This window comes from Thiomicrorhabdus aquaedulcis (assembly GCF_004001325.1).
GTDB lineage: Bacteria > Pseudomonadota > Gammaproteobacteria > Thiomicrospirales > Thiomicrospiraceae > Thiomicrorhabdus > Thiomicrorhabdus aquaedulcis.
The window spans coordinates 2,203,878-2,220,114 of sequence record NZ_AP018722.1; the positions used below are offsets into that span (position 1 = coordinate 2,203,878).

At 47.3% G+C, this 16,237-nt stretch carries 13 protein-coding genes; 6 read left to right on the forward strand and 7 right to left on the reverse strand.

What is annotated here, in order from left to right; translation table 11 throughout:
- Positions 1-31 precede the first annotated feature (31 nt).
- Positions 32-157: a hypothetical protein gene (locus EP181_RS12720; protein ID WP_269471135.1), complete on the reverse strand. Its 126-nt coding sequence runs from the start codon at positions 155-157 to the stop codon at positions 32-34.
- On the opposite strand from EP181_RS12720, the gene EP181_RS10075 reads away from it, so the two are divergent.
- Positions 156-1,559, forward strand: coding sequence for an MBL fold metallo-hydrolase RNA specificity domain-containing protein (locus tag EP181_RS10075; protein ID WP_127471518.1), 1,404 nt, complete (start codon positions 156-158; stop codon positions 1,557-1,559). The two genes, EP181_RS12720 and EP181_RS10075, sit on opposite strands and share 2 nt — an antisense overlap.
- 91 nt (positions 1,560-1,650) lie before the next feature.
- On the opposite strand, the gene EP181_RS10080 is transcribed toward EP181_RS10075, so the two are convergent.
- On the reverse strand, positions 1,651-4,422 hold the full coding sequence (locus EP181_RS10080; protein WP_127471519.1) for a cation-translocating P-type ATPase: 2,772 nt from the start codon (positions 4,420-4,422) through the stop codon (positions 1,651-1,653).
- Positions 4,423-4,526: 104 nt separating this feature from the next.
- Between EP181_RS10080 and EP181_RS10085 the strand changes: the two genes are divergently transcribed.
- Positions 4,527-5,063: a DUF2062 domain-containing protein gene (locus tag EP181_RS10085; RefSeq protein WP_127471520.1), complete on the forward strand. Its 537-nt coding sequence runs from the start codon at positions 4,527-4,529 to the stop codon at positions 5,061-5,063.
- 53 nt (positions 5,064-5,116) lie between these two features.
- Here EP181_RS10085 and rdgB read toward each other — a convergent pair whose 3' ends face one another.
- On the reverse strand, positions 5,117-5,734 hold the full coding sequence (gene rdgB, locus EP181_RS10090; protein ID WP_127471521.1) for an RdgB/HAM1 family non-canonical purine NTP pyrophosphatase: 618 nt from the start codon (positions 5,732-5,734) through the stop codon (positions 5,117-5,119).
- A 178-nt stretch (positions 5,735-5,912) separates the two neighbouring features.
- Here rdgB and EP181_RS10095 point away from each other — a divergent pair, with 178 nt between their 5' ends.
- The 4 genes from EP181_RS10095 (at position 5,913) to adk (ending at position 10,778) form a co-directional block, all read left to right on the forward strand.
- Entirely contained in the window at positions 5,913-7,013 is a 1,101-nt protein-coding gene (locus EP181_RS10095; protein ID WP_127471522.1) for a CobW family GTP-binding protein, read from the forward strand.
- Positions 7,014-7,142: 129 nt separating this feature from the next.
- Complete coding sequence (locus tag EP181_RS10100) at positions 7,143-7,358, forward strand: hypothetical protein (RefSeq protein ID WP_127471523.1); 216 nt, start codon at positions 7,143-7,145, stop codon at positions 7,356-7,358.
- 242 nt (positions 7,359-7,600) lie between these two features.
- Positions 7,601-10,057 (forward strand): penicillin-binding protein 1A, encoded by a 2,457-nt coding sequence (locus EP181_RS10105; protein WP_232023427.1) that lies wholly within the window; start codon positions 7,601-7,603, stop codon positions 10,055-10,057.
- A 70-nt stretch (positions 10,058-10,127) separates the two neighbouring features.
- Positions 10,128-10,778, forward strand: a complete 651-nt coding sequence (gene adk / locus EP181_RS10110; RefSeq protein ID WP_127471524.1) for an adenylate kinase — start codon at positions 10,128-10,130, stop codon at positions 10,776-10,778.
- Positions 10,779-10,897: 119 nt separating this feature from the next.
- Here adk and EP181_RS10115 read toward each other — a convergent pair whose 3' ends face one another.
- The 4 genes from EP181_RS10115 to EP181_RS10130 form a co-directional block, all read right to left on the reverse strand.
- Entirely contained in the window at positions 10,898-13,480 is a 2,583-nt protein-coding gene (locus EP181_RS10115) for an ATP-binding protein (protein WP_197723372.1), read from the reverse strand.
- Between the two features lie 198 nt (positions 13,481-13,678).
- Positions 13,679-14,803: a succinylglutamate desuccinylase/aspartoacylase family protein gene (locus EP181_RS10120; protein ID WP_127471525.1), complete on the reverse strand. Its 1,125-nt coding sequence runs from the start codon at positions 14,801-14,803 to the stop codon at positions 13,679-13,681.
- Positions 14,763-15,668 (reverse strand): 30S ribosomal protein S6--L-glutamate ligase, encoded by a 906-nt coding sequence (gene rimK, locus EP181_RS10125; protein WP_127471526.1) that lies wholly within the window; start codon positions 15,666-15,668, stop codon positions 14,763-14,765. The genes EP181_RS10120 and rimK overlap by 41 nt, the downstream gene beginning before the upstream one ends.
- Entirely contained in the window at positions 15,665-16,096 is a 432-nt protein-coding gene (locus EP181_RS10130; RefSeq protein ID WP_127471527.1) for an ATP-dependent zinc protease family protein, read from the reverse strand. The genes rimK and EP181_RS10130 overlap by 4 nt, the downstream gene beginning before the upstream one ends.
- Between the last annotated feature and the right edge of the window lie 141 nt (positions 16,097-16,237).

Below are 16,237 nucleotides of genomic sequence, written 5' to 3' on the forward strand. Positions count from 1 at the left end.
GGTTAAACCGCTTATTTTACCTGTAAACGCTCTACAACAACGCCACAAATTGCGCCCGCGCAAATAAACGCGTTAAGGCAAAGCCAGCATCTTGACCCAATGGCTTAAAGCCGTACACTCGTAAGAACTGTTTAACGCACAAAAGGAAAACAACCATGGTTAAAATTCAATCGTTTGGTGGCGCGCAAACTGTTACCGGCTCGTGCCATTTTATGCAGTTTAAAAAAGGCCCCAACATTCTTATAGACTGTGGCATGTTTCAGGGCGCAGTCGAACGCCGCTCAAGCGACCCCTTTGGCTTTGACCCAAAAACGGTCGATATTTTACTTATTACCCACGCGCATTTAGATCACGTTGGACGGATTCCTAAACTGCTAAAAGAAGGTTTTAACGGCCGTATTATCACCCTGCGCCCCACCTTAGAACTGGCCGAAGTGGTGCTGTTAGACAGCGCTAAAATTGCCGAAGAAGACTACAAAACCGCCCTTAAAAAAGCCCAACGCTGTGGCGAAGAAGACCAAGTTGAAGCCCCGCTCTACAGCTTAGACGACGTGCGCGCGATTTGGGATTTAAACATTCAATACGCCGTTTACAACACCCCCATTCACTTAACCCCCAACATTCAAGTCACCTTTCGCAATGCCGGACACATTTTGGGTTCGGCCACCATTGACATCGCCTTTACCGACCCAGACACCCAGCAGGCCAAATCGGTGGTGTTTAGCGGCGACCTGGGCAACACGCACGACGTGGTCATGCCGGCACCGCAAGCGGTCAAAAAAGCCGATGCGCTGTACTTAGAATCCACCTATGGCGACCGTAATCACCGCAGTTTGCCAGACAGCATTGCCGAGTTTACCGAGGCCATTACCAGCACCTTACTCAACCAAGGCAACGTGCTCATTCCATCGTTTGCCATTGAACGCACCCAAGAAATCTTAGTGATGCTCAAGCAGATGTACTACGACAAAACCTTGCCACCGTGCAAAATATTTGTCGATTCGCCCATGGCCATTCGCGCCACCGAAATCTACAACCGCTACCACAAAGAGCTTAACGCCCACGCCCAAACGCTGTTTGACCGCGACGGTTCGGTGTTTGATTTTCCGTATTTAAACTACACGTTAAAAGGCGAAGATTCCATTCGCATCAACGACGAAGAGCGCGGCTGTATTATTATTGCCGGCAGCGGCATGTGCAGTGGCGGACGAATTTTGCACCACTTTAAACACCGCCTGTGGAACGCCCGCAACCGCGTAATATTTGTGGGCTATCAAGCCCAAGGTACGTTAGGGCGCTTATTGGTCGATGGCGCGGGCGAAATTCGCATCTACCGCGAACGCATTAAGGTCAACGCCCAAATATCGATGATTAACGGTTTCTCGGCGCACGCCGACCAAGCCGAAATGCTGTTGTGGATGCAGCAGTTTGAGCATCTGCAAAACGTCTTTTTAATTCACGGTGAACCCAACAAACAAGCTATTTTTAAAGACGCCATTACTCAAAAACTCGGCAAACCTGTCCATATAGTTGAGTTTGCTGAAGAGGTTTGGGTGTGAGTTAAACGATCAATACAGTTGAACATCTCGAGTAACGAAGTGCATTATCTTGACCAGGCCTGGTCAAGATGCAAGATGAATTTTCAATGTCTTACAACCACTTAATGCGCCCAAACTGCTTAATGGCCGACAAGATTAGCGTGGGCAGTGCGGAGAGTGCAATCACTATGATTAAATGTTGCCACGAAACAGCCGTGGTGCCCAGTACCATTTGTCCGTATGGTAAATACACCATGCTGACCGATAACACAGCCGAACCTGCAACCCCCCATAACAGCGCCACGTTACTAAAGGGGTTACGCTGATATAACGTCGTAAAGGTTCGAGCGTCAAAAATATGAAACAACTGGCCAAAAATAAGGGTCATAAACGCCAAGGTTTGGGCATACGCCAAACCCATTCCTTGGTCAATCGCAAACTTAAAAACCAAATACGTTAAGCCACCCAGCACCAGTCCACGCACCACAATGCGAATGCTTAAGTGATTGGCAAAAAAGCTTTCATTAGAGGGGCGTGGTTTGCGCTTCATCACATCGTTTTCTGCGCCGTCCATTCCCAGCGCTAACGCCGGAATACCGTCACTCACCAAATTTACCCACAAAATCATTAATGGCGCAAGCGTCAGCATAACCACCAGATTACCCGCGTCGTCTACGCTGGATGAAATCAACACAAACGCAAACAACAGTGCCGACACTTCGCTCACGTTAGCCGTTAACGCTTGGCGAATAAACTTGCGAATGTTGTCGTAAATTCGGCGACCTTCGCGCACGGCCGTCACAATGGTGGCAAAGTTATCGTCCAATAAAATTAAGTCGGCCGACTCTTTTGCCACACCCGTGCCACTCAAACCCATCGCCACACCAATGTCGGCGGTGCGCAATGCCGGTGCGTCGTTTACACCGTCGCCGGTCATGGCCACCACTTCGCCTTGGGCTTGCAGTGCGCGCACAATGCGTAATTTGTGTTCGGGCGTTACCCGGGCATAAATGCACATGTCACCCACGCAGCGAAGCAACTCCGCCTCGGTCATTGCGTTTAATTGGGCACCGGTAATGGCTGGCGCGTCGGCTTGTTGAACCAAGTGCATTTGGTAGGCGATGGCGCGAGCGGTTTCAACGTGATCGCCGGTAATCATGACCACGCGAATCCCGGCATCATGGCACTCTTTTATGGCTTTAGTTGCCTCATCGCGCGGTGGATCCATAATGCCGTAAACGCCCATTAACGTCAGTTCGGTTTCAAGTGCGGTGTCGGGCTGCTCGACTTGAGCCGCGCTCAAAGGACGATACGCCACCGCCAGGGTGCGCAAGGCTTGTCCGGCAAAGGTCTCAACCACTTGGTGTGCGGCCGCTTTCTGGTGCGAGAAACCAACCTCTTGGCCTTGATGCAGGGCGTGTTCGCATCGACTCATAATCACGTCTGGCGCGCCTTTTACATACAACCAGGCCTGGTTGTTTTGATCGGACACAATTACGCTCATCATTTTGCGCGTCGAATCAAACGGAAAACTAAACGCAATGTCGTACTCGGTCAACAAGGTCTGTTTGGTGATATTGGCTTTGGCGGCCGCTACCACCACCGCGCCCTCGGTGGGCAAACCGTGAATTGAATACTCGCCTTTATGCTCAATTAAGCGTGTGTCACTGCACAAGGTTGACATGCGCAGCATCGCGATTAAATCACGCTGTTTGTGTGGGTCAATCGTCTTTTTATTAGCATCGTAAAATTGCCCCTGGGGTTCATAACCGGTGCCGTCAACGTAAAAGGATTCGCCACCCACCCATATTTGTTTAACCTGCATTTTATTTTGAGTTAGCGTGCCGGTTTTGTCCGAACAAATCACCGATGTGGAGCCTAAGGTTTCTACTGCGGTAAGGTGTTTTGCCAAGGCGTTAGAACGCATCATCTGGTGCGCGCCCAGGGTTAAAACAATGGTCACCACCGTTGGCAAGCCTTCAGGAATGGCCGCCACCGCTAACGAAATTCCGGTGGCTCCCATGTCAATAAAACTCATGCCCTGAAAAAACCCCAACACCAAAATAAGCGCCACAATTAATAATGCGGCCCAAATCAAGATGTGCGACAGGCCTTTAATGCGCCGTTGCAAAGGGGTTAAACGATGTTCGGTGCTGGCAATCAACTGGGCAATATTACCCACTTCGGTCTGCATGCCTGTTGCGGTCACCATGGCTGTGCCATAGCCGTGGGTAACCGCTGTACTCATAAACACCATGTTCACCTGGTCGGCCAAAATAAGATTTTCGTCATCCAATGCAGCAATTTTTTTACGTACCGGATCCGATTCACCGGTTAAAGCCGATTCATCCACTTGCAACTGCACACTTTCAAACACACGCGCGTCTGCCGGAATAATGGTGCCGGTTTCCAATTTAATCACATCCCCTGGCACCAACTCCAAAGCAGGGCGATTCTGCCATTCGCCTTCGCGTTTAACCCAGCATTGCGGGGCGGCCATTTGCCGCAATGCATCCATAGACTGTTGTGCTTTAAATTCTTGAATAAAACTGACGGTGGCGTTAATAAAAATAATCACCACAATGGCTACCGCGTCAACGTAGTGTTGAATATACAACGACAACATCGCGCCCAAAAATAGCACCAACAACAACGGATTCTTGAGCTGTCGCATAAACAAAACCACGGCCGAAATTCGATGAATTTGACTGAGTTGATTAGAGCCAAAACGCTGCAATCGCGCACGACTTTCTTCGGGCGACAAGCCTGTGTCAACATCTGAATTTAACCCCGCGCTCACCTCTTCAACCGCCTGAATAAAAGGCGGGGTTTTCGATTTATTTAGCGAATCATCCGATGCATTACCTAACGTTTTTGAATCCATTATGTTTACCTCTCACCTCAACAAGAATCGCTTTTTCCACTTTACACTACTTTCGCTACTTACCGAGCATGCCTGTTGTTGATTAAATTTGCTACACTAGATGCATGATTCGATATCTTCGCTTAAAAATTCATCAAATTGGTCGAAAAACCAAAAACTCGGTTTTTTTAAATCAATACTTTCCGCGCTTTAAAGAGCGAGTTTATTGGGCGGGTGATCGCTTTTCGTTTGCCCGAGCTGGGTTTATTGGCGGGTTTTGCATGATGTTGCCCGTGCCGTTTCAAATGGTATTGGGTTCGGTATTCGCGTATTTTTTACGCGCCAACATTCCCTTGGCTACGGCGCTGGCTTGGGTCACTAACCCCTTAACCATGTGGCCGATTTGGTATGGTGGTTATCGATTTGGTGTTTGGATTTTAAACACCCGCGACCTATATAACGCAAATGCGCAAATCACCGTTGGCTCAGAACTTTGGTTTACCGAAGTGTTTCCACACATTTGGCAGCCGTTCTTTTTGGGCAATATGTTATTAGGGCTTATTATCGGCAGTCTGCTTTACCTGATTATTGGCTATTTCCACCTCTTTAAAACGCTTAATGCGCTGTGGAAAATACGTCAAAAACCTACTTTACCGCCGTAAACGATCCGTAAACAATCTGTAAACAACTTATCCAAAAAACTTAGACTTAACCATTAAGCCCCACGGCGTAATTGCATCACCAACGCGTTTAAGGCTTGAGCACGGTGGCTGAGTTGGTTTTTTTGCGCTTTAGGCAATTCGGCCGCGGTTTGTTGCAGTTCGTCCACCCAAAACACTGGGTCGTAACCAAACCCGCCGGTGCCTTGCGGTTGGGTTAAAATTTCGCCATACCAGCGCCCTAGGCCAATAATAGGCGTGGGATCCTTGGCGTGTTCAACGTACACCATGGCGCAATAATAGCTGGCGTGGCGTTGTCCAGCCGGCACATCGTGCATTTCGCGCAACAACTTATCCAAGTTGGTTTGATCGTTTACCAAGCCGCCTTCTTTATCGGCCTCATCCGCACTGTAACGCGCTGAATAAATGCCCGGCGCACCGTTTAAGCCACTCACTTCTAAGCCAGAATCGTCGGCAATCGCCGGTAAACCACTGTGTTGTGCGGCGTAACGGGCTTTTAAAATCGCGTTTTCTATAAAGGTTAAACCGGTTTCATCCGCCTCACCTGCAAAAAACTCGGCTTGGGCTTTTACCTCCCACCCATGAGGTTGCAAAATATCGCGCATTTCTATTAACTTGCCCGCATTGCCGGTGGCCAATACTAATGGTTTCATAAGTCTGTAAACTCCCTAAGTTTCTTAAATAAGTTTTATAGTAACGCATTAACGCACGCTTAAGCCATTAAACGATTTACACCCTTTGCGCGCAAAAATGTTACATTATAACATCACTAATTCCATCACAATGCGTGAACAAAACACTGCAAAGTACTCACTTAACCAAGGTGCTTTTATGTCCGTTCAACCTACCCCTCTTATTCCTATTACGCTTATTACTGGATTTTTGGGCAGCGGTAAAACCACGTTGCTCAATCATTTATTAGTACAACCAGAACTTAACAATGCCTTGGTCATTATTAACGAATTTGGTGACATCTCACTTGATCATCATCTGGTGGCACACAGCAGCGACAACGAGGTCATTCAAATTGGCAATGGTTGCTTGTGCTGTAAGGTAAAGGGAGGTTTAAGCAAAACGCTGAGTGATGTGTATTGGCGTTTTTCTAGAAATGGCCAAAACCTGTTTGACCGCGTAATCATCGAAACCACAGGCCTGGCCGACCCGGCACCCATTTTGCAGATGCTCATGCAAGAACCCAAAATGGCACGCTATTACAAGCTCGATGGCGTGGTCACCACCGTGGATTTGGCCACCGTTCACCACAGCCTGGACACGCACCGCGAGGTTATAAAACAAATTGCCATGGCCGACTGCCTGTTATTAACCAAAGGCGATTTAATAGACAATCCCCAGCATCTCGATGCCATTACAGAGCGCCTATTAAGCATTAACCCTTCAGCGCCGCGCTGGACGCTGCTGAATGGCCAACTGCCCGCTCAACACATTCTTAATCTTGGGCTGTTTTCGGCTCAACGCAACCTGGATGTCTCTAAATGGTTAAGGGAGGCCTATTTTGTCCCCAAAAGCACGGTGCAAACGACGCGACAAACCGACTTAAACTTATTGAGCCAGCATCGATGCGAGCACCTAAGCCACGCTACCTCTTCCTCGCCACACAAAGAGAGCATCCACTCATTTTGCTTGTTTATTGAAAACCCTATTGAGGCCGACGTGTTTACAAACTGGATGGGCTTGTTAGCAGGCCTGGTCAGTCCAAAAGTCTTACGCATTAAAGCCATCGTGCACCTAAAAGACTCTCAACACCCCTGGGTAATGCACGGCGTTCAGCACATTATTAGTCCGCTGGTGGCACTGCCAAAATGGCCCAGCACCGATACCCGCAGCCGAATTGTCTTTATTACCGACAATCTCTCGCAAGAATGGGTAAATCAAACACTCGAATGGCTGGTAAATCCACCGCAAGAAAATTAATTCTTACTGATCTTAACTCGCCTTTTCTTAATTTAAATCAAGCTATAAAGGTTTTTTATTTGAAAAAGCCCTTTAACAAACGTATCATTCAAAAAAATTACTTAAATTAAGTCTATAGAGGCCGTAAAAATGAAAAATTTAGTGAGTATGTTGTTGGTGTTAGTCATTACTGTTGTTGTTCCTTTAGTTGTTTTATTAGGTATTTGGGCTAATATTCTGCCACAATCATTGCAAGTTTCTATTGGCATGGCAGGTGTATTTTTGGCGGCCGCATTCATTGTAGTGGGCAACGTTTACCTTATGTACAGCGACATTAAAACAGGTCGTTACAAAAAGAACTCATAATGACTGCGCCTTTATTGGGCGCATTAACCATTTAAAGTTAGCGTCTACCGCTGTGAAAACCCAGCCAAATTAATTTTGGCTGGGTTTTTTGTTTTTTAGGGCTGAGCATTGTAAGAAACCTTTTTAAATCCTTCCTATTTAAAACCCGCTATAATATTGCTCCATTAAATTATTTTTTTCTTTAAAGACCTTTGCATATCGATGTCTTTTATATTGATCATTTATATTGAGTCTATAACAGCGTGCTAAAAAACGAACCGTCCATTAAAATTTTTCCTAAAGACCTGCCCGAAACCTCGGTAAATCCATTTTTAGTGCCCCCAAAAAAACGCAGTGGACTCAAAACCACTTTGTGGCTTGGCGCTTTATTGGGCTTTGTGGGCGCACCCTTAGCGGCCATTGTGTTTTACGCCATCACTATCTACCCAACCTTGCCAAACCCCGCCGAGCTTAAAGACGTTAGCTATCAAGTTCCGCTTAAAATATTAACCAAAGATGGCAAGCTCATTAGCGAAATTGGTACCGACAAACGCCTGCCACTTGATTACACGCAAATACCAGAACGCATGACGCAGGCCATTATCTCGGCCGAAGACGAACACTTTTTTGAACACAGCGGCGTAGACTACAAAGGTTTAGCGCGTGCCGCGTATGAGTTAATTAGTACCGGAAGTAAACAGTCCGGCGGGTCAACCATTACCATGCAGGTGGCGCGTAACTTCTTTTTAAGCAACGAAAAAACTTATTTACGCAAACTGAATGAAATTGTACTGGCCTACAAAATCGAAAACGAATTGTCTAAAAAAGAAATCTTAGCACTCTATCTTAATAAAATTTTCTTGGGTTATCGCTCATATGGAGTGGCGGCAGCGGCTCAAACCTATTATGGCAAAACCATAGACCAGCTGAATTTAGACGAGTTTGCCATGATTGCCGGCTTGCCTAAAGCACCATCGGCCTTTAACCCCATTGCCAATGCAACCCGTGCTAAATTGCGTCGTGACTATGTATTGCGCCGCATGCAAGAAGAAAACTACATAAGCGTTGACGAAATGTTGGCGGCTCAAGCCGTAGAGGTCAATGTTAAACTTACGGGCACTCGCATTGATGTTGAAGCCAGTTATGTGGCCGAAATGGCGCGCGCGTTTGCCCTAGATAAATTTGGCGAAGACGCGCTTAAAAATGGTTTAACCATTATTACTACGGTAGACAGTCACTTACAACAAGAGGCTAACCAGGCCGTACGCGAAGGCTTGCAAGAATACGAACGTCGCCACGGCTATCGCGGCTCAATCACGCAATTGGCTCTTAAAGTGTTTGACGACAACGACTCATTGCTAGAAGCCCTGCAAGAATATTCGCATTTTGGCGGTTTAAACATTGGTGTGGTCACCGGATTTGGCAGCACTAAAGAAGGTGGAACCCACACCACTGTTATGCTTAAAACCGGAGAAATCATTGAGATTCCTTTTAAAACCATGGACTGGGCGGCTAAATACATTGATGTAAACCGCGTGGGCAAAAAGCCCAGCAAGCCGCAAGACGTTTTGGCTCAGGGAGATGTGATTTATTTGCAGTGGCTTAACCAGGCCTGGCAACTGGCACAAGACCCCTTAACCGAAGCCGCTTTGGTGTCACTTAACCCCAATAACGGCCAAATTTTAGCGTTGGTGGGCGGGTTCGATTATTTTCGCAGTAAATTTAATCGCGCCACCCAAAGTAAACGCCAAGTGGGCTCTAACATCAAACCGTTTTTGTACTCGGCCGCACTCGAAAACGGCATGACCGCCGCCACCGTTATTAACGATGCACCTGTGGTGTTTCATGATGCGTATTTAGAAGATATTTGGCGTCCCGAGAACTATTCGGGCAAATTTTATGGACCAACACGCCTACGTGAAGCTCTGGTTTATTCACGCAATTTGGTGTCTATTCGCACCTTACAAGCCATTGGCATCGAAACCGGCAGTGAGTATTTAAAACGCTTTGGTTTTCCGTTGGCCGAAATTAATAAACAACGTAACTTATCCTTATCACTGGGCGCGGTAGAGTTTAGTCCGTTAAATGTGGCACAAGCCTACAGCGTGTTTGCCAACAGCGGATATCAAATTAACCCACACATTATTTTAGAAGTGCGCGACTTTAAGGGCGAAGCCATTTACACCGCCCAAAACCCTACGGCTTGCGCCTCGCCTTGCGCCAACGAATCCGCCGATACGGCTCCTCGAGTTATTGAAGAACGCAACGCTTATATTATGACCAGCATTATGCAAGACGTTATTCGCAGAGGCTCTGGTAAAGCGGCTAATGTACTCAAGCGCGAAGACATTGCCGGTAAAACTGGCACCACCAACGATCAAAAAGACGCCTGGTTTTCGGGCTACAGTCCCAACGTGTCCACCACTGTATGGGCAGGGTTTGACCAACCGTCGACTCTTGGACGCGCCGAAGTGGGTGGCCGTGCCGCGTTACCCATTTGGATTGACTACATGAAAGTGGCTTTGGCCAACACCCCAAATCAAGCGTTTAACCGTCCACCAGGCCTGGTAAACATATTGATTGACCCCGAAACAGGGCAAGCTTTACCCGCGGGCACTCCGGGCGGATTATCAGAAATATTTAGAGAAGAAAACGCCCCTGCAGTGCCCAGCGTAACTCAAAAACAGATGCAGACCATGACCGATGAACTGTTTGAATAATTGTTTTACCCCGTAATCGTTTTGCACACATGCAAACGTTGCTTAAATTACATGACCACAAGGATGAATTATGAAATTTATACTGCTTGGCGCACCCGGTGCAGGCAAAGGCACACAAGCCCAATTTTTAACCAAACAATTTGACATCCCGCAAATTTCAACCGGCGACATGTTACGTGCTGCCATTAAAGCCGGCACGCCCATGGGCAAAATGGCCAAAGAATTTATGGACGCGGGCAAGCTGGTCACCGACGAGATTATTATTGGTTTGGTAAAAGACCGCATTAACGAACCCGACTGCAAAAACGGCTTTTTATTAGACGGCTTTCCAAGAACCGTACCGCAAGCCGATGCACTTGCACAAGCCGATGTTGCGATTGACGCAGTAGTAGAGATTGACGTGCCCGACAGCGAAATTGTCAACCGTATGTCTGGGCGTCGCGCGCATTTGGCCTCGGGACGCACCTATCATGTGACCTACAATCCACCTAAAGAAGCCGATAAAGACGACATAACCGGCGAGCCATTAGTGCAACGCGACGACGACAAACCCAATGTGGTTCAAGACCGTTTGCAGGTTTACCACACTCAAACCGCACCGTTAATTGACTATTACCAGGCCGTGGCCGCGCAAAACAGCGCGCTTACCTACATTAAAGTAGACGGTACACAAAAAATTGACGCCGTTGAAAAAGCCATTTTAACGGCGCTTAACGTCTAACACTTATACACCCGACCAACCCGTTACACAAATACTTTTTACTTGTGTAACGGCTTATGTAACGGTTTATGTAACAGCTTGTACAACTTATTTTTATCCCTTATTTTTATCTCTTATCTTTACTGCTTATTTTTTCCACTTACCTTTTTTGAATTCTTGCTCACCGCACTTTGCACAACGACACCGCCTCGGGCATAACGTCGATTTAACGCGCTTAACTTCAGCACCCTGCTCTGTATTTTGCCCTTAAAACTCTCTTTGGGATAACGCCCTTTGGCATTGAGATTTCCGACTGGCAAATCGCTTAACAGTTGCATCACCTCATCAATGTGACTCACCGCATACACCACAAATTGTTTGGCCGCCACCGCCTCTACCACGGCAGATTTAAGCATTAAATGCTTAAGATTCGCGCGCGGAATAATCACCCCTTGCACGCTATTTTTATCCTTTAAACCGTGTAAACTTTGTAGACCCTGGGCGTAACAAACATCAAAAAAGCCTTCTATTTTCTCGTTTACCCCACCAATGGGCTGAATTTCACCGTGTTGATTGACCGAACCGGTCACCGCCAAATATTGGTTAAGCTCAATATCACCCAGCGCCGACAATAACGCGCACAACTCGGCGGCCGACGCACTGTCACCCTCAACCAAACCATACGACTGCTCAAAAACCAAACTGGCCGACAGCGCCAACGGCACGTCTTTAGCATAGTAATAAGCCAAATACGCCGCTAAAATCATCACCCCTTTTGAGTGAATGGCACCCCCCAATTCTACTTCACGTTCAATATCAATCACCTTGCCGATGCCTAAACGCGCGGTGGCGGTAATGCGCGATGGCCGCCCAAACGCGTAATCACCTAGCTCAATCACGCTTAATCCATTTACTTGCGCGACTTTTTTTCCGTGTGTATTGAGCAAATAAATCCCTCTAACAATCTCTTCTTGCAGGCGTTCGTGAATTTGATCTAGGCGATAATGGCGTGCATCAATCACCTTTTGCACATCGCTATGAGTTATCACACTGCGTCCGGCCTGGTGCGCCCAATAGTCAGACTCTTGTAATAAATCGATGAGTCCTCCCATGTGCAAAGAGACTTTTTCGTTATCTTGCGCCAAACGTGAGCAGTGTTCAATCACGCGCTCAACCGCCTTTTTATTGAGCGCCAAAAGTTTTTTTTGTTGTTGCAAATTGGCAATCATCTGCGCATATAATTCACAACTTTGGTTGTCACGCCCCATGTCTTCGGCAAAATCAACTGCCACTTTAAACAGCTGACTAAACTCGGGGTCGTATTGTTTTAGCAGGTAGTACAGCAAACGACTGCCGGTTAACACTACTTTTACCTGCAGCGGAATGGGTTCTGGTTGTAACGAAATGGTACTGGCTAAACTCAGGAGCTGCTCAAGCGACTCCATTTTAATCTCGTGCCCCGCCAACGCACGTTTGAGTCCCTCCCACGAATACAGCGAACTCAGTACTTTACTGGCCTCTAAAACCAAGTAGCCGCCATTGGCCAAATGCAACGCGCCGGGTTTAATAAGTGAAAAGTCGGTGAGCAACGTACCAAATTGCGCCATATGCTCTATGCGCCCCATTAAGTTTTGATAGGTGGGATTGTCTTCAAAGACCACCGGAACGCCTTGAGTAAAGCTGTTGTCAACCAATACATTGACTTGATAATCGCTAAACAGCTCCGACAAATTATCGTGCTTGGCGCGGGTGTTTTTTTGCTCTAATCCTACTTTTCTAAAGGCATCGGCACGTTCTAAAATATCGTGTTTAACACTTTCAATAAAGGCAATAACATTGGCAAAGGCTTGGTAAGCGGTTTCTAATTCAACCGCATATTGGGTGATGGTGGTGTGCGATATTTCTCGATTAAGGGCATGAATTTTGTCACGCGTGTGCTTTTGCCAAAAGGGAATTTTTAATAACACCTGCTTGAGTTCATCCTGAATCTCTTCCACCACTCGGCTAATGGCGTGGCGCACTTCTTCGGGCATCACATCAAACTCTTCTGGGGTAATGACCTTGCCGTCTTTTTTAGGCCCCAACGTCCAACCGTTGGGAGTGCGTAACATCATAATATTGTTTTTAGCGGCTTTATTGGCCACCTCGGCCAACGCTTGATCTTCGGTGCGACTGTATTCATCGTGAATGGCTTGCACCGCCAATTGATATTCGTCGGTTTCAAATGCGGCCGGAATCGCCAGTAAAATGTCCTCAATAAAATGTGCCATATCCAACCGCAATTTATGGCCATATCCTTTGGCTAAACGTAATACCAGCGGCTTATGCGAATCTGCAAAATTATTAATGTAACACCAGTCGTAAGCTTCTTTTGCGAGCCGCACCTCTTTGGCCTCTTTTGCAAGCAAGGCTTGCACCGTGGTCTGTTTACCCAATCCAGGCGACCCCAGCACATAAAGATTGTAGCCATCTTGGTGGATACCTACGCCAAATTTGAGCGCTTCTATCGCACGAGTTTGCCCTAAATGACGCACCAAACCACCCAATTCAGCGGTACTGCTAAACGCCATGTGCGACAAATCGCACGCCAAATACAATTGATTGGGCGCAACCATTAAATGACTTAGGTCGGCTGTGACATTAACAGTGGATACACAAGTGTGATTTAAAACAGGATTAGACGAGTGCGGAGCATCGTTATTTGGAGTGTTGCTTAAAGCCATGTTAAACCCTTGCTTAAAGTACGTTAAACCCACTGTTGGCAAGCATTGACCAGGCCTGGTCAACTCAAATTATGCCCTTTGTGAGTAGAACGTTATTTAAACAATAAACGGGGAGTTCCATCCTAATCGAACGTAAGTTTTTATTCGACTCAAACCATTTCGAAACGTTACAAAGACGCACTGCTTTATTCATCGGCGTTAACAGATATTAGGAATATCGTCCATTGGGTAGGGCAAAAACAGGTCGTTTAGCATCTCTTCGTTAAAATCGTCTACCGATTCGGCGGCTTTATCGCTGCGGGCAAAGCGCGCCACATGAAACAGCGCTTCACCTTCGTTTACCAAAGGCATTTTCATTTGCCCAATCACAATGCCATTGTTGGTTGAGTAAATTTCCATTTCGGTTTCGCCAAACGGGTCGGACACCACCCCCATCAAAGTGACGTTGGCAATCACGCGCGCGCCGTCGGGCACAATCGACCTAAAAATACCGCTTTGCGGGGCGCGCAACCAAAAGCTGGAGCGTGCTACCACCGATTTTTTGGGCTTTTCGCCCTTTTCGATTTTTTTGCGTGAGCGCGGCAACATTTCTAACTCGCGCATAACGTTTAAAATTCCGCGCACACCGGCGCGAATAGACACTTCGTCAAAGCGCAACGCCTCACCGGCTTCGTACAATAAAATAGGAATGTTCTTTTTTACCGCCGCCGCACGCAAAGAACCATCGCGTAAATCGGAGTTAAGCATCAGCGGCGCGCCAAAGGTGTGCGCTAGACGTAAGGTTTCGGGGTCGTCTAAATTGGCACGAATTTGCGGTAAATTAGAGCGATTAATCGCACCGGTGTGCAAGTCAATGCCGTGCGTGGATTGTTTGACCACTTCGTTTAAAAACAGATGCGCCATGCGACTGGCAATAGAGCCTTTTTCGGAACCCGGAAAACTGCGATTTAAATCGCGGCGGTCGGGCAAATAACGGCTGTGATGAATAAACCCATGCAAATTCACAATCGGCACCGCGATTAAACTGCCCTTTAAACGATTTAACGCTTTGACCTTTAATAGACGGCGAATAATCTCCACCCCATTCAACTCATCGCCATGAATGGCCGCACTCACAAACAATTTGGGGCCAGCTTGTTTGCCGCACAACACTTGCACCGGCATGGTTAAGGCGCTGTGGGTATAGAGTTTGCCTACTTCCAAATCGACCGTTTTACGCTCGCCTGGCAAAATAGCCTGACCGCCAATGGTGATAATTTGATTGCGTTTTGACACGCTTAACTTACCCCTGACCTTTGGTGCTGGTGTTATTGCGCTTGGCATTTTTCTCAATAAACTGAATAATAATGCCGGCCACGTCTTTGCTGGTCGCGCCCTCAATGCCTTCTAGGCCAGGCGATGAATTGACCTCCATCACCACTGGGCCGTGATTTGAGCGCAGTAAATCGACGCCGCACACATTTAAGCCCATAATTTTGGCCGCACGAATCGCCGTAGCGCGCTCTTCTGGCGTAATGCGAATCAGTGAGGCCGAGCCGCCTTGGTGTAAGTTAGAGCGAAATTCACCCTCTTTGCCTTGACGTTTCATGGCCGCAATAACTTTGCCGCCCACCACAAAACAGCGAATGTCCGCGCCTTTGGCCTCTTTAATAAACTCTTGCACCAAAATATTGGCTTTTAAACCGTTAAACGCCTGAATCACGCTGGAAGCCGCTGAATGGGTTTCGGCCAACACAACGCCCACACCTTGGGTGCCTTCGAGCAGTTTAATCACCACCGGTGCGCCACCCACTGTTTTAAGCAAGTCGTCCACGTCGTCGGGCGAATGAGCAAAACCCGACACCGGTAAGCCCACGCCTTTGCGCGACAGCAACTGCAAACTGCGTAATTTATCGCGAGAGCGCGAAATGGCGACCGATTCGTTGAGTGGGTAAACGCCCATCATCTCAAACTGCCGCAATACCGCTGTACCGTAAAAGGTAATGGACGCGCCAATGCGCGGAATAATCGCATCAAAATCGCCCAAGATGCGGCCTTTGTAATGAATTTGCGGATGGTTTGAGGTGATGTTCATGTAGCACCGCAGAGCATCAATCACTTCCACTTCGTGACCACGCGCTTGTGCCGCTTCTACCAGTCGACGGGTCGAATACAGTCTTGGACCACGCGACAAAATAGCAATTTTCATACTTTTTTTCCTTGTAAAAACGACTTGCTGGGATTAACCAAAAAACCACCGGTTCGTAAAGCGGTGCGGCCTAACAACATATTAAAGCGCATGGTATCACGCGCCGTTAAACTTAGTTGAATGGGAAAGCGGTGTTGACCTATTTCTAACTGGGTTTGAATAAATAAGCGTTCAGTCACGTTACCGCCCGAATCGGTCACGGCACGTTTATCAACCACTTGCGCCTCACACGCTTGCACTTGGCTTAAATCGCGTTCGTCAATGTGCACCCAAAAGCGCACCCATTCTTGCCCGTCTTGCAAAAAGGGCTCTACCTTAAACGCATGCAACGCCGAGGTTTTAGCCCCGGTGTCTACCTTGCATTTTAGCGCCTTAATGCCAATTTGCGGCAGTGCAACCCACTCACGCCAACCCACCATATTGTTCATATTAACCCTGTATTGACGTTTGCCAACGATTGATAATGGATTCGTTAATTTTGCGGCTAATCATAAAGCAATTTGGCATCAGTGGTAAGATAGTCAACATTAAATTTATGTGCTCTTTTGTATACAGCCATTTACTCACCT